We start from the raw sequence: 21,575 nt of genomic DNA, 5'->3' as shown, positions 1-21,575 counted from the left end.
GCGATTCCTGGAGCCCTCCTTCGAGGCCGCTTCGCGGCACCTCAGGATGAGGGGGAGGGTGGGATAAAAAAGAGCGCCGCTCAGGCCACGTTCGGCAGGGCGGCGGCCTGGTTCTCGTCGAGCGTGCGGTTGCGGCCGGCGCGCTTGGCGGCGAACAGGCAGGAATCGGCCCGCTCCAGGAGCGAGACCGCGTTGTCGTCCGGGCGCTGCATCGCGACGCCGAGCGACACCGTGACCTTGCCGAGCGACTCGCCGGTCGAGCGCTTGACCAGTTCGCGGCCGGTGACGCTGGTGCGCACCCGCTCGGCGATCTCGCGGGCGGTGGCCCGGTCGGTCTCCGGCAGGACGATGCCGAACTCCTCGCCGCCGAAGCGGGCGAGCGTCGCGCCCTTCTGGGCGATATGCTCGCGCATCACGATGGCGACGAGGCGCAGCACCTGATCACCCGTGAGGTGGCCGTAGAGGTCGTTGAAGCGCTTGAAGTAATCGATGTCGAGCACGATCAGGCTCGACGGGCGGTGCCCGGCACCGGTCTCGATCGCCCGGCGCAGGCCCTCCTCGAAACTCTTGCGATTCCCTAAGCCCGTCAGCGGGTCGGTGAGGCTCTCCAGGCGCGTGGCTTCGAGCGTCTCGCGCAGCGTCTCGATCTCGTTGCGGCTCTCGCGCATGCGGGCTTCGAGGGTGCGGTTGTTGGCCGTCACGTCGCGGGTGTTGGCGATGATCGCGGTGACCACCTCCTTGAGCCGCGCCCGGCTGGTGGCCGCGTTGGCGATGTCGTGGGTGAAGGCCTGGAGCGACTCGCCGTACTGCGTGGTCGAGTGGATCGACACGTCGATCATGTCCATGATGCCCTCGACCTCGGCGATGAGGGTCGAGTTCATCCGGTCCATCTCCATCGCGAGGCGGCGCCCGTCGATGTAGGTGTCGTGGAGCCCGTCGATGTCGGCGCTGGTCAGCGTGCCGTTCTGCGTGGTCAGGCGCTTGATGGCGTCGTTCATCAGCGGCTGGCTGCCGGCCACGTAGGTGTACCAGACGGCGTAGGCGCGCGGCGTCGCGGTGCTGCAATAGTCGCGCATCAGCTCGAAGCTGCGCTGCGCGAGGACGAGGCTGCGCTCACGGTCGAGGTCGGGGCTCATCCGGCGTTATCCGCTCCTCCGGACGAGGACCGTCCTTCGGGGGAGTATCGCCGCACGATCCTCGCCAGGACGTTAAGAGGGGCTCGGGAAAATCCCGAGAAATCGGGCGACGGAAACGCCCGATCCCGGAGCCCCCCGGGGGAGGGGCACCCTCAGTCCTTGCTCTTGCGCGGTGCGGCGGGCTTCAGCAGGAAGGCCGGCACGTGCGAGCCGAGGCCCACCGGCGTGTCGTCGTCCTCGTCGCGGTGACGCCCGCGCGGCTCGCCGCGGCCGCGCTCCGGCGCCCGGCGGGGCTCGCGGGCCGGGGCGACGGGCTCGGGCTCACGACGCGGCTCGGCCTCGCGGCGGGCTTCCGCCTCGCGGCGCGGCTCCTCGGAGCGGGCGCGTTCCCCTCCGGAGCGGCGACCGCCGCGGCTGCGGCCCTCGGAACGGGCGCCCTCGCGCTCGGAGCCACGCTCGGACGAACCTCTGTCGGAAGATCCCCTTTCCGAGGAACCTTTGCCCGCGGCGCTGCGGCGGGTGCCGCGGCGGCGGCGCGGCTCGGAATCGTCCTCCGCCGGCTCGGCCACGCTGGCGAGGTCGCCGTCGAGCCACGCGATCGGCTGGCCGATCAGCGCCTCGATCGCCGAGAGCGAGCGCTCGTCGGAACGGTTCGCCAGGGTGAAGGCGTGGCCGGACCGGCCCGCGCGGCCGGTGCGGCCGATGCGGTGGACGTAGTCCTCCGGGTGGTTCGGCACGTCGAAATTGAAGACGTGGCTCACCGCCGGGATGTCGAGGCCGCGGGCGGCCACGTCGGACGCCACCAGCAGCGGAACCTCGCCGCTGCGGAAGCCGTCGAGCGCGGCCATCCGCGCGCGCTGGTCCATGTCGCCGTGCAGCGCGGCGACGTTGAAGCCGTGGCCGGCGAGCGACTTCTGCAGCAGCGCCACGTCGCGCTTGCGGTTGCAGAAGATGATGCCGTTCTGCAGCTCGTCCGCCGAGCGGATGAGCTGGCGCAGCACCTTGCGCTTCTCGTGGCCCTCCGAGCCCGTCGCCACGAGGCGCTGCTCGATGGTCGCCGCGGCCGAGGCCGGACGGCTGACCTCGACCCGCTGCGGGTTCGACAGGAACATGTCGGCCAGCCGCTCGATCTCCGGCGGCATGGTCGCGGAAAAGAACAGCGTCTGGCGGGTGAACGGCACCATCTTCACGATGCGCTCGATGTCGGGGATGAAGCCCATGTCGAGCATGCGGTCGGCCTCGTCGATGACGAGGAGTTCGACGCCGGTGAGCAGCAGCTTGCCGCGCTCGAAATGGTCGAGCAGGCGGCCGGGCGTGGCGATCAGCACGTCGGTGCCGCGGGTCAGCTTGGCGTCCTGGTCGGCGAAGGAGACGCCGCCGATGATGAGCGCGACGTTGAGCTTGTGGTTGGTGCCGTAGCGCTCGAAATTCTCCTCGACCTGGGCGGCGAGTTCGCGCGTCGGCTCGAGGATGAGGGTGCGCGGCATGCGGGCGCGGGCGCGGCCCGATTCCAGCATGGTCAGCATCGGCAGGGTGAAGGCCGCGGTCTTGCCGGTGCCGGTCTGGGCGATGCCGAGGACGTCGCGGCGGGCCAGCACGTGCGGGATCGCCTGGGCCTGGATCGGCGTCGGCTCGGTGTAGCCGGCGGCGGTGACGGCCTGGAGGACCTTGTCGCTCAGTCCGAGATCGGCAAAAGACATCTGGTGCAGGGAACCATCGCGCGTGGGATCGGCCGGTCGGTCGAGGCCGGGCGCGTTCCGCCGGACCTCGCGGTGCCGTCGCGCGAGCCGTCGTCGCGCAATCCCGACGCGCGCGACACTTAGAGGCCCGCACGAGCTTGTCAATCGAAGGTGAGCGCCGAGCCCTCCCCTAAGGAGCCGGGCACGGTTGCGCGCGAGACATCCAACGGGCGTCGCGTGCTCCCTTTTGATCAGCGACCGCGCAGAACGCAAGGATCGAGGGTGGTCGCCCGCGCCGACGGCCCGATCGAGCCCGTGACCACGGGGTCGAGGTCGAGGGCGGCCACGCGCGCGGCATTTCCGTCGATGGTGCGCGACATCGTGTGGCCGAGCACGATCGCGGCGAGACCCACGGCGAGCGTCACCTTCACGGTCCACGACAGCAGGGGGCGCGTCGGCCGCGGTTCGGGATCGAGGGATTCGGGGTCGAGCGGCATCGGGCAAAGGTCCGGGAGGGCAGGGGGCCGGGCGCCAGCCGATCTTGCCCCCGACATGGTTAACGTCGTCTTCGGTCCTCTCGCGTGCGCCCGCGCGATCCGCCAGGGGATACGCCCACTGCGACCATCCGAAAGCTTTCTTTAACCACGCTGCAAGATCGGACCCCGATCAAGACTTGACTTGCCCTGCAGAACAATTCCGCGCCTGCAAGATGTGCGACATGACACATCCGGTCATGCCGGGTGCAAACGGGCGCGTAAGCTTCACGTTTCGTTGACGGGTTCGGCCTAATTGCTGTGTTCATCGCAGGAGGGCGACGACATCCGGGGAAGGTCCCCGGCACTCACCGGCCAGGATGCAGGCCATAACATTCCGGAGCGCGCGGCGCGCCGGCTCCCGCCGAACTTGCAGGAACCCGATCCCATGAAGACCCTTCTCCTCGCTTCCACCGCCCTCGTCGTCGGCACCGTCGCCGCCTCGGCCGCCGACCTTCCCCGCCGCATGGCCCCGCCGCCGGTGTTCCAGCCGGTGCCGGTGTTCACCTGGACCGGCTTCTACGCCGGCTTCAACGCGGGCTACGGCTTCGGCACCAACGACAACCGCAACGCCCCGACCGTGCTCGGCCTCAACGGCGCCTCGCTGCTCGTGCCCGCCGGCACCACCGCGGTCCTGGCCTTCAACAACAGCCGCACCAACGAGGGCTTCGTCGGCGGCGGTCAGATCGGCTACAACTACCAGTTCACGCCGGGCTCCGGCTTCGTCGTCGGCGTCGAGGCCGACGCGCAGTACGCCGATTTCGGCCGTGAGCGGAACCGCTTCCAGGTCGCCAACAGCGTGCCCGGCATCAACGGTCTGGCCGCCCAGCAGGTGTTCAACCCGGCGGGCATCGCCGGCCTCGACTACTTCGGCACCGTGCGCGGCCGCATCGGTTACGCCTTCGACCGCACCCTGGTGTACGGCACCGGCGGCTTCGCCTACGGCGGCGGCGGCGGTCGCGACTTCGGCACCGGCGTGTCGAGCAACGACTTCCAGACCGGCTGGGCCGCCGGCGGCGGCGTCGAGTACGCCCTGCCGACCGACAGCTTCCTGAACTTCTTCCGCTCCTCGGCCGTGACCCTGAAGGTCGAAGGCCTGTACGTGAACCTCGACCGGGGCTCGGTCCGCAACGGCGCCTTCGCCGTCGACAACGCCGGCCGCACCGTCACGGTGAACAGCCCCGGCGTCCTGCTCGTCAGCGGCGGCCAGCAGGTCCGCGAGACCGAGTTCGCCGTCGTCCGCGCCGGCATCAACTACAAGTTCGGCTCGTACTAAGACGCACCGCCCCAGGGCGGTCTCACGGGAAGTCTCGACACCTTCCTCAAGGCCCGACGGCTCGCACGAGCCGCCGGTTTCCCCCGAGCCCGGCGCCCCCAGCGCCGGGCTCTTTTTTTCGTGTCCACGCCGCAAGGGTGCCGCGCCCCGGCCTTCATGTCCGGTTTACCATAACGGCCGATGCTGCCGGTCCGGATGCTCGCGAGCGGGCCCGCCGGTTCCCGCGAATGCCAGGGCGAGGCCGCGCATCCGATGAGACGAGCCAAGGACGACCGGTCGGCGTCGATGCGGGGGCGGGCCCGCGCCGCCGCGCTCTTTGCCGCCGCCGCGCTCTCGGCTATGCCCGCCGCTGTCCGCGCGGAGGAACCGCTCTACCTGCGGATTCGCCCCAACCCGGTCCCCGACGCGTCGGTCGGATCGGGGCAGGGGCGGGCCGTCGCGGCGGCCGGGCAAGGGCGTGAGGCCGGGCGGGAGACCGTCTGGGAGCGGGCCGACCGGCGCGCCCGCCTCGCGATCGCCTCGGTCTGCACCGGATGCCTCGATCCGCGCTTCCTCGCGCGTCCGGTCGAGGCGGCCCCGCCCGTGCGTGCGTCCCGTCCCCCGAGCGCGGCCCTGGCCGCGGCGGAGGACGACACCGTCAACCCCTCGCCAGCAGGTGACCCATGAGCCAGGCCCACCCGACCACCGGCGCGACCGTCGATCCGGAATGCCCGGTCTCCCTCGAACTGCTCGGGGAGGTCTACCGCGCCGACGACTACGACCTGCCCTACATCCTCGAGACGATCGCGCCGCTGACCCGGGCGAAGCTCGCGACCTACCTCTACGGCAAGAGCCACATGCACCAGCTCGGCCTCAAGGTCGCCCGCGCCTGCGAGCGCGACGACCTGATCCGCGTCGCGGGCGAGATCGGCTCGGTGATCCACGGGCAGTCGCACCTGAAGGCGGCCCCCGTCGCGGCCGAGCCCACCGCCGCCGCGCCCACCCGCGGCCGGGCCGCGCCCGCCCCGAAGAAGATCAGCCTCGGCGGCTCGGCCGCCAAGGGCCGCAGCTTCGACTGACCACGTCCTTGTTTCGACGCGCGCGACCGGCGAAGCGGCCCTCCGCGTCGTCGGCACGGCGCCTCGGGGAGAACCCAAAGAAATGTTCGGACCGTGGTGGCAGCTCGGGGTCGATGCGACCCTGCTCGCCTTCGAATCGCAGGCGGTGATCGGCCTGCGGCTGACCAAGCTCGCGGCGGGCGGCACCGCCGCCCAGGCCGAGGCGCAGCGCATGGTGAGCGAGAAAATCTTTGCCGCGAGCGAGGCGGCGATGCAGATCGCCACCGGCGCCTCGACCGGGGCGGTGGTCGCGGGCTACCGCCGCAAGGTGCGGGCGAACCATCGGCGGCTCACGCGGGGCTGATCGCGAAAGGGCAGGGCCCCGATTAACCGCACCTTAACCATGACCTCCGCATCGTTCGGGCTCACGCCGGACGATCATCAGGAGGCTTCATGCCGTTGTGCGAGCACCAGGTGCGCGAGCGCGCCTACTACATCTGGGAAGACGAGGGCCGGGGCTTCGGCCGGGCCGAGATTCACTGGCTGCAGGCCGAGGCCGAGCTGAGCCGCACCGTTGCGGCGCGCGCCGAAGTCTCTGCCGAGATCGTGGCCGAGGCCGCCCCGGCCAAGGCGCCGAAGGCGTCGAAGCCCCGTGCCGCCAAGCCGGCCGTCCGCACGCCCGCCGAGGCGCTGTCGGGCGTGGCCGAGGCCGCCAAGTCGCCCGCCGCCCGCTCCGCGGTGAAGCCGGCCAAGGTGGCGGCCAAGACGGCCGAGAAGACCGCTGAGAAGGCTCCGGCCAAGGCCGCTGCCAAGTCGATCGCCAAGACGGCTGCGCCGAAGACCGCCCGCGCCAAGCGCCCCGCCGCCGCCGAGGCCGTGTCGCTGCACTGAACCCGTCCCTCTTCCGGTACGGTTCCGAGAGCCCGCCGCCCTTCGAGGGACGGCGGGCTTCGTCGTTTCAGGCGAGCCGCCCGCGGGAACGCCGGGCAGGCTCGACCGTTTGAACCTCACCGCCCGGACCGGGCGACGTTTCGCGAGGACAAGCCATGCGCGCCCTGACGATCGGATTGCTGGCCGCCACGAGCCTCGGCGCCACCCTGGCCGCCGGCTCGGCCGAGGCGGGCCCGCGGCGCGAGGCGGTGTTCGAGGGGCCGGCCGTGCCGGCGGTGAGCGGGCGCGCGCCCTGGAACACCCCTTGGGAATACGATTCGGGCAGCGACAACGATCGGCGCCCCGAACTGCCCTACTACCAGCAGGGCCGCGGCCAGCAGACCGGCGGGCCGGCCCGCAACCTGCTGCCCGACGACGGCCTGCACATCTTCCCGCGCTGAGCGGCACCGCTTTGGCATCCCCCCGAGGCGCCGTCGTCTTCGACATCGACGGCACGCTGCTCGACAGCGTCGATCAGCATGCCCGCGCCTGGGTCGAGGCCTTCGCGCATTTCGGCATAGAGACCGAGGAGGCGCAGGTCCGCCGCCAGATCGGCAAGGGCGGCGATCAACTCCTGCCGGTCTTCGTCGATCCCGACCGCCTCGCCCGCGAGGGCGAGACCATCGAGGCCTACCGCTCCGACCTGTTCAGGCGGCGCTACCTCGACCGCGTGCGGCCCTTCCCCGGCGTGCGCGACCTGCTCGGCCACCTGCGGGCGGAGGGGCACACCATCGCGCTCGCCTCGTCGGGCAAGGCCTCGGAGGTCGAGAACTACCAGAAGATTTTGGGGATCGCGGATCTGGTCGATGCGGTGACGAGTTCGGACGACGCCGACCGCTCCAAGCCCCATCCGGACATCTTCGAGGCGGCGCTTCAAAAGCTGCCCGACCTGCCGAAGGACGCGGTGATCGCGGTGGGCGACACGCCCTATGACGCGCAAGCCGCGGGTAAGGCGGGCATCCGGACCATCGGGCTCTTGTGCGGCGGCTTCCCCGAGGCCGACCTGTCGGCCGCCGGTTGCATCGCGATCTACCGCGACCCGCAGGACTTGCTCGACGGCTACAGCCGTTCGCCGCTCGCGGTGAACAAGTCGTGAGGCGGGACGCCGTCATGCGTGGAAGCCGGTAACCGCGAGCCGGCAAACCTATAGCCATTCCAGTCCGAAGGGTCTAAGAGCCCGCCCCGCGGGGGGGCAAAGCCCGCTTTTGGGATGCACGCGATGCCGACCACTGCCGAGACGCTTTCGCCGACCGCCGCCTTCTCGGGCAATTCCCTGCCGGGCAAGTCCCTGCACCAGCAGGTCGCCGAGGCGATCGAGGACCGGGCCCAGCCGATCAGCCGCCTGCTGCGCCTGATGTGGGCGCTCGATGCCGAGCACAGCCCCGCCAACCAGAACCTGCGCGCCCGCCTGCGCGCCCGCATCGGCGAGCCGCTGGGCGCCTGATTTTTTTTCGACTTTCCGCAGAGACACGGCCTTTGCCACCGCGCGGCAAAGGCCGTGTCGTTTTTGGAGGCTTGAAGCCGGTCGTTGAGGTGATGCGTGAGCGCCCGCTCACGCCGCCCCCGAGCCGTGCAGCACGGCCGGCGCCGGATCGGCCCCGTCCAGCGTGCGCGCCACCGTGCGGGCGACGGTGAGGAGCGCCGTCACCATCGGAGTCGCCGGGTCGCGGCGGGGGGCGACGAGGCCGATGGCGTGGCGCAGGTCCGGCTCGACGATGGGGATCGCCCGCAGGCCCTCGGTCGGCCCCAGGGCGTCGGCGAGGATCGCCGGCATCACGCTGGCCCATTGCAGGGTGCGCACATGGGTCATCAGCACCACCATCGAGTTCGATTCGAGCGTCGGCGCCGGCTCGCCGCCGGCCTTGCGCAGTTGCTCGTCGATGATCCGGCGGTTCTGCATGTTGGGCGTCAGCAGGCAGAGCGGAATCTTCGACAGTTCCGCCCAGGTGACGCTGGCGCGCTCGGCATAGGGGCCGCCCGCCGCGGTGAGCAGCTGGTAATGCTCGGTGTAGAGCGGCACGGTGGTGACGCGCCCGAGCGGCTCGTTGTCGATGTAGGTGAGCCCGGCATCGGCCTCGAGATTGTCGATCAGCGAAAAGATGTCCTCCGAGGTGGTGGAGAGCACGCTGAAGCGGACGTTGGGGTAGCGCACCCGGTAGGGGGTGGTGAGCGCGGCCACCATCGGCAGCGCGGTCGGCACCGCGGCGATGCGCAAGTGGCCCGACAGGCCGCGGCGGAGCGCGGCCACGTCGTCCTGCATGGCGCGGGCGTCGCCGACGATGCGCCGGCCCCAGGCCAGCACCCGGTCGCCCTCGGGGGTGAAGCCCTGGAAGCGCGAGCCCCGCTGGACGAGGCGCACGCCGAAGCGATCCTCCAGGCTCTTCACACCCGCCGAGAGCGTCTGCTGGGTGACGCCGCAGGCCTCCGCCGCCCGCCCGAAATGCTGCTCGCGGGCGAGCGCCAGCAGGAATTCCAGCTTGTCGATCACGCGGCACGATCCCGGGGGCCCGCAGGGCGGGGCCGTCGGATCGTGGTAGGACGGGGCGGGAGCGGGCTCAAGCGGAGCGCCGATCCGGCTCGGCGCGGGGGGCACGGTCCGCGCCTCTCCCCGCCACCGTCATTCCGGGGCTCGCCGCAGGCGAACCCGGAATCCACGACTAGCCGCGACGCCTCGTACAGCGTCGCATCACGGGTGGATTCCGGGTTCCGCTGCGCGGCCCCGGAATGACGGCGGCGGGTTAGTTCAGGACAGCATTGGCCTACGCAGCCTCGCCTGAATGGCTACGCAAAAGAAAAGGGCCGGCGCGAAGCCGGCCCCTCTCCTAAGTCTCGACGGTAAGGCGCACTCGCGAAGCAGTGCGCCCACTCACAAATTAGTCGTTGATGGCGGCGACGACGCCGGCGCCGACGGTGCGGCCGCCCTCGCGGATGGCGAAGCGCAGCTTTTCTTCCATGGCCACCGGCACGATCAGGACCACGTCCATCGTCACGTTGTCGCCCGGCATCACCATCTCGGTGCCCTCCGGCAGCGTGCAGATGCCGGTCACGTCCGTGGTGCGGAAGTAGAACTGCGGGCGGTAGTTGGTGAAGAACGGCGTGTGGCGACCGCCCTCCTCCTTCGTCAGGATGTAGGCCTCGGCCTTGAACTTGGCGTGCGGCTTCACCGAACCCGGCTTGCACACGACCTGGCCGCGCTCCACGTCCTCGCGCTTGGTGCCGCGCAGCAGCACGCCGACATTGTCGCCCGCCTGACCCTGGTCGAGCAGCTTGCGGAACATCTCGACGCCGGTCACCGTCGTCGTGGTCGTCGCGCGGATGCCGACGATCTCCACCGACTCGCCGACCTTGACGATGCCGCGCTCGACGCGACCCGTCACCACCGTGCCTCTCCCTGAGATCGAGAACACGTCCTCGATCGGCATCAGGAACGGCATGTCGATCGGACGCTCCGGCTGCGGGATGTAGGCGTCGACCGTCTCCATCAGCTTCAGAACGGCTTCCTTGCCGATCTTGGCCTCGCGATCCTCAAGGGCGCACAGGGCCGAGCCCTTGGTGATCGGGATGTCGTCGCCGGGGAAGTCGTACTTCGAGAGGAGCTCGCGCACCTCGAGCTCGACGAGCTCGAGGAGCTCCTCGTCATCGACCATGTCGACCTTGTTGAGGAACACCACCAGCGCCGGCACGCCGACCTGACGGGCGAGCAGGATGTGCTCGCGGGTCTGCGGCATCGGGCCGTCGGCGGCCGACACGACCAGGATCGCGCCGTCCATCTGGGCGGCGCCCGTGATCATGTTCTTCACGTAGTCGGCGTGGCCGGGGCAGTCGACGTGGGCGTAGTGGCGGTTGGTGGTCTCGTACTCGACGTGGGCGGTCGAGATCGTGATGCCGCGCGCCTTCTCCTCGGGGGCCTTGTCGATCTGGTCGTAGGCCGTGAAGGTCGCCCCGCCCGACTCCGCCAGCACCTTCGTGATCGCCGCCGTCAGCGACGTCTTGCCGTGATCGACGTGACCGATCGTGCCGATGTTGCAGTGCGGCTTCGTGCGGGAGAACTTTTCCTTGCCCATCGTGCATTCCTATCGCGGACACGCCCGGCCGATGCCGGACATAAAGGCGCGGACCGCTTAGAGGCTTAAGCGGCGATGATCAAGCAGGGGATTTTTCGCGCGGGCCATGGGGCTTGGGCGACGGCGCCCTACGAGGCTGGATTTTGCCGATCCAATCCTCTCCCCGTCATTCCGGGGCGCGAAGCGAACCCGGAATTCACGACTGGTCTCGACGCCTTTTGGGACCGCGCATCACGGGTGGATTGCACGCCTCCGGCGCGCCCCTCCGGGTCCGGGTTCCGCTGCGCGGCCCCGGAATGACGGCGATAGTAATTAGGAACCGGAGCGAACCGGCACCGCGGTTCGAAGGCCTGACCATCGCCACGACCCCACTCAGGGACCGGCGTCTCCCCTGACCGCCTCGTACAACCGCTGCGCCTCCGGGGCGCCGCCGCGGCGTTCGCCGAGGTCGAGGATGCGGACCAGCATCGTGCCGTGGGGGGCGGCCACCGTCAGCACGTCGCCGAGATGGACCGCCTTGGCCGGCGCGGTCGCCCGCGTGCCGTTGACGCGGACATGGCCGTCCGCGACGAGGCGGGCCGCCATCGACCGGGTCCGGGCGAAGCGCGCGAACCACAGCCACTTGTCGAGGCGCTGGCGCGCCTCGCTCATGGTACCTGAGGGCCCAAAGCCCTCAGCGCTTGCCCCCGTCCGATTCGAGCTTCGCCTTCAGGGCGGCGAGCGCCGCGAAGGGCGAATCGGGATCGGGCTGGCGCTCGCGGCGCGGCGGGCGCGGCTCCTGGGGCGGGCGGCGGTTGTCGTCGCGGCGGTCGGGACGGTTGCGCGGGCCACCGTCGCGGCGGGGACCGCCCTCGCCGCGGTTCTCGCCACGGCCTTCACCGCGTCCCTCGCCTCTGGCTTCCGCCGGGCGGGGCGGACGGCCGCCCTCGGGCCGGTCCTCGCGGGGACGGCGCGGGCCCTGGCCGTCGCCCCCGCGGCCTTCGCCCGGACGCCCGTCGCGGCGACCGCCCTCGCGGCCCCCTTCACGTCCACCTTCGCGACCATCCTGGCGGCCTTGGCCGCGGCCGTGGCGCGGGCCGGACTGGCGCTGCGGACGGTGCAGGTGCCACACCTCGATCGCCTCCGGCACGGCCGGGGCGGCGGGCGCCTCGGCCTCGGGGGCGTCCTCGGTCGGCACGGAGGAATCGGCGGCATCGACCGCCTCGACCTCGCCGGTCGCGGCGGCGTTCTCGACGGCCTGCGCCGTCTCGGCCGGCATCGGCGCGGTGTTCTCGGCAGAAGCCGGCTCGGCCGGCGTCTCGGCGGTCTCTTCGCTCGGGGCGGCCGGCGCCTCGGCGGCGGCCTCCGCCGGAGTCTCGGGGGAGGGCTCTTCGGCGGGGGCCTCGGAGGCCGGAGCGCCCTCCGCGGCGACCGGGGGCGTCTCGCCGTCCTGCTCCGCGGTCTCGGGCTGCGCGGCGGCTGTCTCCGCTTCGGCCGGAGCCTCGGACACGGCCTCCTGCGAAGCCGTCTCGTCGGAGGCGGCAGCCTCGGCGGCGCGGGCCGCGGCCGGCACGGTCGGGGCGGCGGCGATGAGCGGCACGGTGATGGCCGGGCCCGGCCGCGACTGCGCAACGTAGCCCAGCGACTTCAGGATGGACGCAAAGTCCTCGCCCGAGCAGCCGACCAGCGAGGTCATGTTGACGGTCGCCACGAACCCGTCGCCGTCGGCGGTCCCGGCCGGGGGCTCGCCCACCGTGGTGCCGGGGCGGTAGGCGATGGCCGGGCGGATCAGGTCGGCCAGACGCTCGAGGATGTCGACGCGCACGGCGCGCTCGCCGCACACCCGGAAGCCCGCGGCGCGGTAGAGACCCTTGGCGATGGCCGGATCGACCTTGATCGAGGTGCGGCCGGAGCCCGCCAGATGCGCGATCTCGTCGAGACCCGGCTGGTCGAGGCCGCCGTTCTTGAGCGCCCAGAGCTGGGCCGCGAGCGTGCGCGGCGCCGGCTTCAGGAGCGCGGGCAGGAAGATGTGGTAGGCGCCGAAGCGCACGCCGTGGCGGCGCAGGTTCGCCCGCCCGTCCTGATCGAGGCTGCGCATCTCGTGCGCGACCTTGGCGCGCTCCAAGACGCCCAACGCCTCGACCACCTGATAGCCGATGCCGCGGGAAAGCCCGGTGAGGTCGGCGGCCGATTCGATCTCCATCAGCGGCCCGAGCAGGCGGGTGACGTGGGCGCGCAGCCACGCGGTCAGCCGCGCCTCGACCTTCTCGCGGGCCGGGCCGGTGAGGCTGTCGTCGGCGACGAGGCGAATGCCGGGCTCGAACAGCTTGTCGCCGGGCGTGAGCTTGGCGACCGGGTCGCCGGTCCAGCGGATCACGCCATCGTGCGAGAGCACGAGGGCCGCGTCGGCGGCCGAGGCGAAGCGGTCGGCCCTGGCCTCGATCTCGCCGGCCAACGCCTTCTCGGCGGCCGAGCGCAGAGTCTTGGCCTCGTGCCCCTCGGCCTGAGGGTCCGGCACGAATTGGAAGCCGTGCAGACGGCCCACGTGTTGACCTTCGACGGTGACGTCACCGCCGGAGGTGATCTCGGCTTCCAGCATCGTCTTCTCTCTCAGGCGCCGCATCAGGACGCTGGTGCGCCTGTCGACGAAGCGGCTCGCAAGGCGCTCGTGCAGGGCGTCGGACAGCCTGTCCTCTACCCGACGCGTCTCGCCCTGCCAATGCAGAGGATCGAGCAACCAGTCGGGGCGATTCGCCACGAAGGTCCACGTGCGCCCCTGCGCGATGCGCTGCGACAGGGCGTCGATGTCGCCGTCGGTGCGGTCGATCATCGCCACGTGGCGGGCGAACCAGTCGTTGGGGATGCGGCCCGCCATGCCGCGCATCAGGAAGCGATAGAGCTGGGCGACGAGGTCGGCGTGGGTCTGCGGATGAACTTTTCTGTAGTCCGGCAGGCCGCAGGCGTCCCACAGGCGGCGGACCGCCGCGGGGCCCTTGGCCATGTCGCGGATGTCGTCCTCGCGCATCAGGATCTCGAGAGCCTGCTGGTCCTCGCCCATGGGGGCGCGGGTCAAGCCGGGCTCCTGCGGATGCCGGTCGAGGCTCGCCTGCAGCGCCTCCAGCGAACCGAAATCGAGATCGGGGTTGCGCCATTGCAGGATGCGCAAGGGTTCGAAGTCGTGGCTCTCAAGCGCCTCGATCATCTCCGGCTCGAAGGGCGGGCAGCGCCCCGTCGAGCCGAAGGTGCCGTCCGCGATGTGGCGCCCGGCGCGCCCCGCGATCTGGCCCATCTCGGCGGGCGTCAGCTTGCGGAAGCGGGTGCCGTCGTATTTCCAGTTGGCCGCGAAGGCCACGTGATCGACGTCGAGGTTGAGCCCCATCCCGACCGCGTCGGTGGCGACGAGATAATCGACGTCGCCCGACTGGTAGAGTTCGACCTGCGAATTGCGGGTGCGGGGCGAGAGCGCACCGAGCACCACCGCCGCGCCGCCGCGCTGGCGCCGGATCAGCTCGGCGATGGCGTAGACCTCTTCGGCCGAGAAGGCGACGATCGCCGTGCGGTGGGGCAGGCGCGAAATCTTCTTCTCGCCCGCGAAGGTCAGCTGGGAGAGGCGCGGGCGGGTCGTCGTCTGCACGCCGGGAATCAGCGATTCGACCAGCGGCTTCATCGTCGAGGAGCCGATCAGCAGCGTCTCCTCGCGGCCCCGGCGATAGAGCAGGCGGTCGGTGAAGACGTGGCCGCGGTCCATGTCGGCGGCGAGCTGAATCTCGTCGATCGCCACGAACGCGACTTCGAGGTCGCGCGGCATCGCCTCGATGGTGCAGATCCAGTAGCGCGGCCGGTCCGGCTTTATTTTCTCTTCGCCGGTGACGAGGGCAACGTTCTCGACGCCGACCTTGGCCACCACACGCAGATAGACCTCGCGGGCGAGCAGCCGCAGCGGCAGGCCGATCATGCCGGTGGGATGCTGGAGCATCCGCTCGATGGAGAGGTGCGTCTTGCCCGTGTTGGTGGGCCCGAGCACCGCCGTCACGCCGCGCGCGCGGGACTCGCGGGAAAGATGGCGAAGCGTCATGCGGCGGGGGCGTTCCCTACGGCACGCGAGGCCGTCGGAGAGGCAGGGAGACCGCTACGGGCGCGGATACGGGCCGCGGCGGCCTCCCTCATATGGGTCGCCGGAGCCCCGGCTGCCAACCGGGGCGCCGAGGCCCGGATAGAGATGGATGTCGACCGGCGCCGGGGCCTGGGGAGCGAGGTCGGCGCAGAGCGTCTGCGGCACGGCCGTGAGCGGCCCCCGGCGGGGCGGGCGGTGCTCGATGACTTCCGCCGTGGAGAAGGCGTCGGGGCCGCAATCGGGGCCGGTGGAGAGGGGGCCGGCCTGGGCCGCGGGGGCGGCGAGAATCGCGATCAGCGCGAGGCGGGGAGGGGAGGGCATGGCGGCGATCAAAGGCGCAAAGCCTTGACGGGCCGTCACCGCCAGAACGAGGCGCTTCTCCTCCCCCTTGCGGGGAGGAGGTAGGAGGTGGGGGTGGTGCCGGATGAGGCTCGGCGATTCATCCTGAACCACCCCCACCCCTGACCCCGCCCCGCAAGGGGGAGGGGACCCGCGCCAGTCTGGCGTTGGGCCTCAGCGGGGCTCACCGACCCTCCGAAAGACTCGCCTCGGCGACGGTCGCGGGCGTCGCCTCGCTGCCCTTCGCCGTGCCGGTGCCCGTCTGGGTCCAGCGGGTCGCCTCGATGATGTTGGTGCCGAGCGTGGTGCGCACCGCGATGCGCATCGGCACCAGAACCCGCGCCGCCTCGACGGGGGCGAGCCAGACCGACATATCGCGGTTCTCCTCCATGAAGCGCACGCCGGGCCGGTCGGCGCGGTGGCCGGCGATGGCGACGTAGCGGGCGTTGCAGACGAGCACCGGGCCGGCATAGCCGGGCTTCTGGATCTCGCGGGTCTCGCCGTAGCTCAGCACCACGTCGAAGCGGGTCGCGCCGTCGAACACGGGGAGCGTGCGGTTGCAGTTCTCGGGATCGAGCAGCGCGCCCTTGGTGCGGGCGGGCATCGCCAGCGCGCTCGCCGGATCGACCACGCCGCGCTTGGCCGCCGCGGTGACGGGCACGCGGTCGCCGGTGTCGAGCAGCGGCGGGGTCACCTCGGCCTGGGTGACGTTGCCGCCGGAGAGCGCCATGCGCACGGCGATGCCGGAATGGCTGGTGCGGGTGGCGATGGAGAAGGCGCTCGGCAGCGGGGCCTGCGCCAGCGTGCCGCTGGAGCGGGCCGAGCCCTGGCCGCCGGTCACCGCGCCGACGAGGCCGGTCAGCACCGCCGACACGTCCATGCGGTAGCGCGGGCCCTCGAAAGCGCCGGTGAGCTGGGCGTTGCCGATCGGGATGCCGGCGAGGTTCACGCTGTAATCGATCGTGACGCCCGCCGCCGCGCGGGCTTTGCCCGAGCGCGGCGCCGCCTGCGCCACGGCCGGAAGGGCCACTGCCGCGAGGAGGAGGGGGCAGGCGCGAAGGAAGGGCTTGGCGCGCATGGTCGGACTCTGGACGGCTCCACGCTCCCGGCCCGCCTCGGGACGAGGCCGGTGGGGACGGAAGCGGTTATCGCGCCGTCAAGGTTAACAGACCGTTGGATCGGCGCCAGCCGGTCCGGCGCGAAAGGGCAGGGGGCCGCTGACGCATCTTCGCGAGAGCGCGCAATTCAATTGTCGGTCAGCAGACAATTCTCCGCAACACAGACGACAGGCTGCGGGAGTATCGGACCAGCCTTAACCCGATGGTAAACCTCATCGGTCAGCGTCTTAACAAAGATCAGCATCGGCGAGCGATCTATGAAGGGCGTGGTGTTCACCGAATTCCTGGACTTCGTGGCGGCGACGCACGGCCCCGACATGGCCGACGACGTCATCGACGACGCGGCCGTACCGAGCGGCGGCGCCTACACGGCGGTCGGCACCTATCCGCATACCGAGATGCAGGCGCTGGTCGCCGCGCTCGCGCGCCGCACCGGCACGCCCGCCCCCGATCTGCTCGGGCTGTTCGGCCGCCACCTGTGCGGGCGCTTCGCCGTGACCCATCCGGATTTCTTCGCCGCGCAGACGAGCCTGTTCGACTTCCTCGACAGCGTCGACGGGCACATCCACGTCGAGGTGCACAAGCTCTATCCCGATGCCGAGCTGCCGGTGTTCCGCCTCAACCGCCGGGGCGCGGACGCGATCGACCTCGACTACGCGAGCTGCCGGCCGCTCGAAGCCCTGGCGGAGGGGATGATCCGCGCGGCCGCCGAGCATTACCGCCAGCCCATCGCCATCGCGACGGCGCGGATGGAGGCGCCGGCCGGCCCCTTCGTGCGCTTCTCCATCCGCCACGCCGCCTGACGCCCGTGCCGCCGGTCCCCCTCCCTGTCGCGCTCGCCGAGCCGCCCGACGCCGAGGCGCGCATCCGCCGCCTGGAGCGCCGGCTGGAGCGCGAGCGCGCCGCCCGCACCGAGGCGGAGGCGCTGCTGGAGGAGAAGTCGCGGGCGCTGTACGAGGTCAACCGGCAGCTCGGCCGCTTCGCCGCGGAGCTGGAGGCGCGTGTCGAGGAGCGCACCCGCGAACTCGCCGACGCCCGCGCCCACGCCCTCGACCTCGCCGAGCGGGACGGGCTCACCGGGCTCGCCAGCCGGACCCGGTTCGTCCGCGCCCTTGAGGAGAGCCTAGAGCATCGGCCCGAAAGGTGGCCGCCGGCTTTCGGAGAAAAGCCGATGCGGCACGAGAACCCGGCGCATCGTCCTGGATACGATATCCAGGACGATGCGCTGGCGACGGCTCGGCGCGACGGGGCCCGCTTCGCCCTGCTGCTCATCGACCTCGACCGCTTCAAGGACATCAACGACAGCCTCGGCCACGAGGCCGGCGACATCTTCCTCCGGCGCACCGCCCGCCGCCTGAGGACCCTGCTCGGGCCCGCCGCCCTGGTGGCCCGGCTCGGCGGCGACGAGTTCGCCGCGCTCCTGCCCGCCCCGCCCGGCACCGACCTCGCCCGCCTCGGCGCGGAGCTCGCCGCCGCGATCCGCCGCCCGGTCCCGCACCGGGGGCGCAGCCTGGAGGCCTCCTGCTCGGTCGGCATCGCGGTCTTCCCCGACGACGCCCGCACCGGCGGCGAGCTGCAGCGCTTCGCCGACATCGCCCTCTACCGCTCGAAGGCCGAGCGCGGCCGCGCGACCCTGTTCGAGCCCGCGATGGGCCGCGCGATCGAGGCGCGCCACGCGCTCGGCGCCGACCTCGCCCGGGCGATCCGCGAGGGGGGCATCGTGCCGTGGTTCCAGCCGATCGTCGACGGCGCCGATTGCCGTCCGGTCGGAGCCGAGGCGCTCGCCCGCTGGACCCACCCGACCCTCGGCTTCCTGCCGCCGAACGCCTTCATCGGGCTCGCCGAGGAGCGCGGGCTGATGCCCGACCTGTTCGCCGCGATGATGCGCCGGGCCTGCCCGCTTGCGAAGGCGTGGATCGCGGCGGGCCGGCTCGACTATCTCTCGGTCAACCTCTCGCCGAGCCAGTTCAAGGCCGGCTCGGTCGTCGACGAGGTGTTCGGGCTGCTCGACGAACTCGATTTCCCGGCGCGCGCGCTCACCGTCGAGATCACCGAGGAGGTGCTGCTCAACGACCTCGACCGGGCGCGGGCGCAGCTGGAGCGCCTCGCCGCCCGCGGCGTGCGCATCGCGCTCGACGATTTCGGAGTGGGCTACGCCAATATCGGCTACCTGCGCCAGCTGCCGATCCACACGCTCAAGCTCGACCGCCTGCTGACCCAGGACGTCGCCGCCGACCACAAGGCCCGCAGCATCCTCAGCGCCATGGTGCAGATCGCCCGCGCCCTCGACCTGCGCCTCGTGGCGGAGGGCGTGGAGGATTCCTCCCAGGCCCTCTGGCTGATCCATCTCGGCTGCCGCCAGCTCCAGGGCTACCTGTTCGGCCGCCCGATGCCGGCGGATGGTTTTACGGAGCATCTCGGGCTCACCGCCGCGCGCTCGGTCGCGTGAGGGTCCGCCCGGCCGGCTTCCCCCACTCGATCCCCTCATCCTGAGGTGCGTAGCCGAAGGTGAAGCCTCGAAGGAGGGCTCCAGCCGGCCGCGCGATCCCTGGAGCCCTCCTTCGAGGCCGCTTAGCGGCACCTCAGGATGAGGGGATGGGGTGGGAGGATGCGAGCCCCGAACCGCCCTCAGCCGCCCGGCGTCCAGACCTGGCCGTGATAGACGAAGCGCCCGCCCTCGCTCGCCAGCGCGGCGAGCCCGCCGAAGGCCGGGTCCTTCACGGTGATGATGCTGGTGGGGATGTCGCGCATCTGCGCCGCGAACGGGGCCTTGCGCTCGAACGCGTCGCGAAACCCGCCCGAACGCAGCACCGGCACGATCCGCGGTGCGATGCCGCCGCCGATATAGACGCCCCCCGTGGCCAGGAACGTGAGGGCGAGGTCGCCGCAGACGCGGCCGAGCAGCCGGGCGAACAGGTCGAGCGCTTCCTGCGCGTGAGGATCCTCGCCCGAGAGGCCGGTGCGGGTGATCTCGGCGGGGTCGAGGACGGGGCCGTCGCCGCCGCGCACGGTCCGGATCGCCGCGTGCAGCCGCGACAGGCCGGGGCCCGACAGCAGCGTCTCGACGGTGATGCGGTCGTCGGTGCGCTCGGCCGCGGCCCAGATCTCGGTCTCGGCCGCGTCGGAGGGACCGAGATCGGTGTGGCCGGCCTCCGTCGAGACGATGGCGAGGCGGTCCTCGTAGGGCACGAGCGCGGCCGCGCCGAAGCCGGTGCCGGGCCCGAGCACCACCCGCGGCCCGTGCGCCTCGTGCCGCTCGGGGCCGACCGACGTCAGGTCGTCGGGGGCGATGGCGGCGGCGCCCGCCGCCACCGGCACGTAATCGTTGACCACCGTGACCCGCGAGAGGCCGAAATCCCGGCCGATCGCTTCCCCCGCGACCACCCAATGGGCGTTGGTGAGCTGCACCGCAGGAGAATCGACCCGGCCGGCGATGGCCAGGATCGCCGAGCGGGGCGCGGGCGCGCCGCTCTTGTCGAGGGCGGCGCGGATCGCCGCGCTGGGGTCGGCGTAACCCGCGGTCGGCTCATGGGCGAGGACGCGGGCCGCCGCGCCGACCGTCTCGATCAGGCCGAAGCGGGCGTTCGTCCCGCCGATGTCGCCGACCAGCACCGGAAATTCGAACATGCGTTTGCCGTCGTCTCTCGCCGCGTTTTGCCGCAGCGACCCTAACAGAGGGTCGGCGATCCGGTCGACAAGCGTGGGATCAGGGGCGGGTTGCCTTCATGGCAGTCGATGGCCCCCCGCCGTCATTCCGGGGCCGCGCAGCGGAACCCGGAATCCACCCGTGATGCGCGGCTGTACGAGGCGTCGCGGCCAGTCGTGGATTCCGGGTTCTCGCCTTCGGCGAGCCCCGGAATGACGGCCGAGAGTTGTCAAATGGGGGCTCGCTCGTCGTGCCGGTGTCTTTGCAAACGCCTCAAGCCCGCGGCAGCGCATCCGGGTCGATCGTCCTCCCCTCGGCCCAGGCGGTCAGCAGCGCCCGCACGTCGGCTGGCGTGGCGAGGCGGTAGGGCGCGACCGTGTCGCCGTCGCCGATGCGGACGCTGATGCCGCCGTCCGCGTTGACCGAGGCGAAGGCGATCTCGTCGGTGCGGTCGTCGCCCATGAAGATGGCGCGGCGGCCGGCATAGGGGGCGGCCTCGCCGAAGGCCCGGATGGCGTGGGCCTTGGTGGCGGAGGCCGGCACGATCTCGCCGACCGCCTTGCCGAGCTGGAGCCGGTAGTCGCCGCCGAGATCGGCCGCCACCGCCTTGACGATTTCTTCCGCGGCCTGTGCGTCCGCGGGGGCGGCGAGGCGCCAATGCACCGCGACCGAGGCGCCCTTGTCCTCGATCAGCACCGCCTCGTAGCGGGCGGTCTCGGCGTGCAGCCGCTCGACGCCCGCGCGCAGGGCCGGATGGTCCTCGGGGCGTCCGCCGCTCAAGCGACCGTCCACGCGCCGCTCGACCCCGTGCAGGCCGGCGACGTCGAACCGGGCGGGCTTGAGAAAGTCGTCGATCACCGCGACCGGCCGCCCGGTCACGATGGCGAGCGCGCCGCCGAGCCGGGTGCGCAGCCGCTCCAGCGTCGTCACGAGATCGGGATCGACCCGCACCGCGTCGGGCCGCGGCGCGATCTCGACCAGGGTGCCGTCGAAATCGAGGAACAGGGCGTAATCTGCAATCTCGCTCACGGCGTCGTCCTTCTCCCGCGTTCGTCCTGCGCTAGCATGAGGGCGAGCCGCGACAAACCGGTGTCCCACCATCAACGGAGGCGCCCGTGCGGCCCATCCCCATCCGCCCCGGCCCCGGACAGGAAAGCGTCTGGGACTATCCCCGCCCGCCCCGGCTGGAGCCGGTGGCCGAGCGGCTGACGGTCGTTCTGGGCGGGCAGACCATCGCCTCGACCACCGCGGGTTTTCGCGTGCTGGAGACCAGCCACCCGCCAACCTACTACTTTCCGCCCGAGGACGTGGCGGAAGGCGTGCTCGGGCCACCCCGCCGGGCCGGCATCTGCGAGTGGAAGGGCCGGGCGGTGCTGTTCGACGTGACCGGCGGCAGCCAAGCACCGGGCGCCGCCTGGGCCTATCCCGACCCGACGCCGGATTTCCGCAGAATCGCCGGCTACGTCGCCTTCTATGCCGGGCCGATGGATTCCTGCCTCGTCGGCGACGTGCGGGCCGAGCCGCAGCCCGGCGGCTTCTACGGCGGCTGGATCACGCCCGGCCTCGTCGGGCCGTTCAAGGGCGGGCCCGGCACGATGGGGTGGTGACGGAATTCGGCAAAAGCGCTTTCCGACGAAGTGGCAGCCGGTTCGTCGAAAGAAAGCGCGGCAGAACAAAACCTAGAGGCGTCACCCGACCCGACGTGGGCGGGGGACGCCGCTAGC

At 71.6% G+C, this 21,575-nt stretch carries 22 protein-coding genes; 11 read left to right on the top strand and 11 right to left on the bottom strand.

Features of this window, described 5'->3' with window-relative positions; translation table 11 throughout:
- Positions 1-80: 80 nt before the first annotated feature.
- The 3 genes from AAHG03_RS25700 to AAHG03_RS25690 form a co-directional block, all read right to left on the bottom strand.
- A complete protein-coding gene (locus AAHG03_RS25700; RefSeq protein ID WP_342154447.1) occupies positions 81-1,136 on the bottom strand; it encodes a GGDEF domain-containing protein in 1,056 nt (351 codons plus the stop codon).
- 152 nt (positions 1,137-1,288) lie between these two features.
- Entirely contained in the window at positions 1,289-2,836 is a 1,548-nt protein-coding gene (locus AAHG03_RS25695) for a DEAD/DEAH box helicase (protein WP_342154444.1), read from the bottom strand.
- Positions 2,837-3,066: 230 nt separating this feature from the next.
- Positions 3,067-3,312, bottom strand: a complete 246-nt coding sequence (locus AAHG03_RS25690) for a hypothetical protein (protein ID WP_342154442.1) — start codon at positions 3,310-3,312, stop codon at positions 3,067-3,069.
- Positions 3,313-3,736: 424 nt separating this feature from the next.
- Between AAHG03_RS25690 and AAHG03_RS25685 the strand changes: the two genes are divergently transcribed.
- The 8 genes from AAHG03_RS25685 (at position 3,737) to AAHG03_RS25650 (ending at position 8,035) form a co-directional block, all read left to right on the top strand.
- Complete coding sequence (locus AAHG03_RS25685; RefSeq protein ID WP_342154440.1) at positions 3,737-4,624, top strand: outer membrane protein; 888 nt, start codon at positions 3,737-3,739, stop codon at positions 4,622-4,624.
- A gap of 252 nt (positions 4,625-4,876) precedes the next feature.
- Positions 4,877-5,290: a hypothetical protein gene (locus AAHG03_RS25680; protein ID WP_342154438.1), complete on the top strand. Its 414-nt coding sequence runs from the start codon at positions 4,877-4,879 to the stop codon at positions 5,288-5,290.
- A complete protein-coding gene (locus tag AAHG03_RS25675; RefSeq protein WP_342154436.1) occupies positions 5,287-5,682 on the top strand; it encodes a hypothetical protein in 396 nt (131 codons plus the stop codon). Before AAHG03_RS25680 ends, AAHG03_RS25675 begins: the two co-directional genes overlap by 4 nt.
- Positions 5,683-5,764: 82 nt before the next feature.
- Positions 5,765-6,025, top strand: a complete 261-nt coding sequence (locus tag AAHG03_RS25670; protein WP_342154434.1) for a hypothetical protein — start codon at positions 5,765-5,767, stop codon at positions 6,023-6,025.
- Positions 6,026-6,114: 89 nt separating this feature from the next.
- On the top strand, positions 6,115-6,552 hold the full coding sequence (locus AAHG03_RS25665) for a DUF2934 domain-containing protein (protein WP_342154432.1): 438 nt from the start codon (positions 6,115-6,117) through the stop codon (positions 6,550-6,552).
- A gap of 155 nt (positions 6,553-6,707) precedes the next feature.
- Positions 6,708-6,992, top strand: a complete 285-nt coding sequence (locus AAHG03_RS25660; protein ID WP_342154430.1) for a hypothetical protein — start codon at positions 6,708-6,710, stop codon at positions 6,990-6,992.
- Between the two features lie 11 nt (positions 6,993-7,003).
- Entirely contained in the window at positions 7,004-7,687 is a 684-nt protein-coding gene (locus AAHG03_RS25655) for an HAD family hydrolase (protein ID WP_342154427.1), read from the top strand.
- Between the two features lie 123 nt (positions 7,688-7,810).
- The gene (locus tag AAHG03_RS25650) at positions 7,811-8,035 is read left to right on the top strand and encodes a hypothetical protein (RefSeq protein ID WP_342154425.1); all 225 of its coding nucleotides are present in this window, start codon (positions 7,811-7,813) and stop codon (positions 8,033-8,035) included.
- Positions 8,036-8,143: 108 nt separating this feature from the next.
- On the opposite strand, the gene AAHG03_RS25645 is transcribed toward AAHG03_RS25650, so the two are convergent.
- The 6 genes from AAHG03_RS25645 to AAHG03_RS25620 all read right to left on the bottom strand — a co-directional run bounded on the left by AAHG03_RS25645 (position 8,144) and on the right by AAHG03_RS25620 (position 16,165).
- Positions 8,144-9,079 carry a LysR family transcriptional regulator gene (locus tag AAHG03_RS25645; RefSeq protein ID WP_342154423.1) on the bottom strand — a complete coding sequence of 312 codons (936 nt, stop codon included), beginning with the start codon at positions 9,077-9,079 and terminating at the stop codon, positions 8,144-8,146.
- Positions 9,080-9,464: 385 nt separating this feature from the next.
- The gene (gene tuf, locus AAHG03_RS25640; RefSeq protein ID WP_342154420.1) at positions 9,465-10,655 is read right to left on the bottom strand and encodes an elongation factor Tu; all 1,191 of its coding nucleotides are present in this window, start codon (positions 10,653-10,655) and stop codon (positions 9,465-9,467) included.
- Positions 10,656-11,027: 372 nt separating this feature from the next.
- Positions 11,028-11,306, bottom strand: coding sequence for an RNA-binding S4 domain-containing protein (locus AAHG03_RS25635; protein WP_342154418.1), 279 nt, complete (start codon positions 11,304-11,306; stop codon positions 11,028-11,030).
- A 22-nt stretch (positions 11,307-11,328) separates the two neighbouring features.
- Entirely contained in the window at positions 11,329-14,709 is a 3,381-nt protein-coding gene (locus AAHG03_RS25630; protein ID WP_342154416.1) for a helicase-related protein, read from the bottom strand.
- A gap of 54 nt (positions 14,710-14,763) precedes the next feature.
- Positions 14,764-15,069, bottom strand: a complete 306-nt coding sequence (locus tag AAHG03_RS25625; RefSeq protein ID WP_342154415.1) for a hypothetical protein — start codon at positions 15,067-15,069, stop codon at positions 14,764-14,766.
- Positions 15,070-15,271: 202 nt separating this feature from the next.
- Positions 15,272-16,165, bottom strand: coding sequence for a DUF3108 domain-containing protein (locus tag AAHG03_RS25620; RefSeq protein ID WP_342154413.1), 894 nt, complete (start codon positions 16,163-16,165; stop codon positions 15,272-15,274).
- Positions 16,166-16,462: 297 nt separating this feature from the next.
- Between AAHG03_RS25620 and AAHG03_RS25615 the strand changes: the two genes are divergently transcribed.
- Together AAHG03_RS25615 and AAHG03_RS25610 are read left to right on the top strand one after the other, a co-directional pair.
- Positions 16,463-17,008: a heme NO-binding domain-containing protein gene (locus AAHG03_RS25615; RefSeq protein WP_342154411.1), complete on the top strand. Its 546-nt coding sequence runs from the start codon at positions 16,463-16,465 to the stop codon at positions 17,006-17,008.
- A gap of 5 nt (positions 17,009-17,013) precedes the next feature.
- Complete coding sequence (locus tag AAHG03_RS25610; RefSeq protein WP_342154409.1) at positions 17,014-18,654, top strand: putative bifunctional diguanylate cyclase/phosphodiesterase; 1,641 nt, start codon at positions 17,014-17,016, stop codon at positions 18,652-18,654.
- A 179-nt stretch (positions 18,655-18,833) separates the two neighbouring features.
- On the opposite strand, the gene AAHG03_RS25605 is transcribed toward AAHG03_RS25610, so the two are convergent.
- Both AAHG03_RS25605 and otsB read right to left on the bottom strand, forming a co-directional pair.
- Complete coding sequence (locus AAHG03_RS25605) at positions 18,834-19,832, bottom strand: glucokinase (RefSeq protein ID WP_342154407.1); 999 nt, start codon at positions 19,830-19,832, stop codon at positions 18,834-18,836.
- A gap of 292 nt (positions 19,833-20,124) precedes the next feature.
- Positions 20,125-20,880 (bottom strand): trehalose-phosphatase, encoded by a 756-nt coding sequence (otsB, locus tag AAHG03_RS25600; RefSeq protein ID WP_342154404.1) that lies wholly within the window; start codon positions 20,878-20,880, stop codon positions 20,125-20,127.
- 86 nt (positions 20,881-20,966) lie between these two features.
- Here otsB and AAHG03_RS25595 point away from each other — a divergent pair, with 86 nt between their 5' ends.
- Positions 20,967-21,458 carry a DUF427 domain-containing protein gene (locus tag AAHG03_RS25595; protein ID WP_342154402.1) on the top strand — a complete coding sequence of 164 codons (492 nt, stop codon included), beginning with the start codon at positions 20,967-20,969 and terminating at the stop codon, positions 21,456-21,458.
- Positions 21,459-21,575 lie beyond the last annotated feature (117 nt).

It is taken from the genome of Methylorubrum subtropicum, assembly GCF_038442325.1.
GTDB classification, from domain to species: domain Bacteria; phylum Pseudomonadota; class Alphaproteobacteria; order Rhizobiales; family Beijerinckiaceae; genus Methylobacterium; species Methylobacterium subtropicum.
This window is presented reverse-complemented; position numbering and strand designations above follow the sequence as displayed.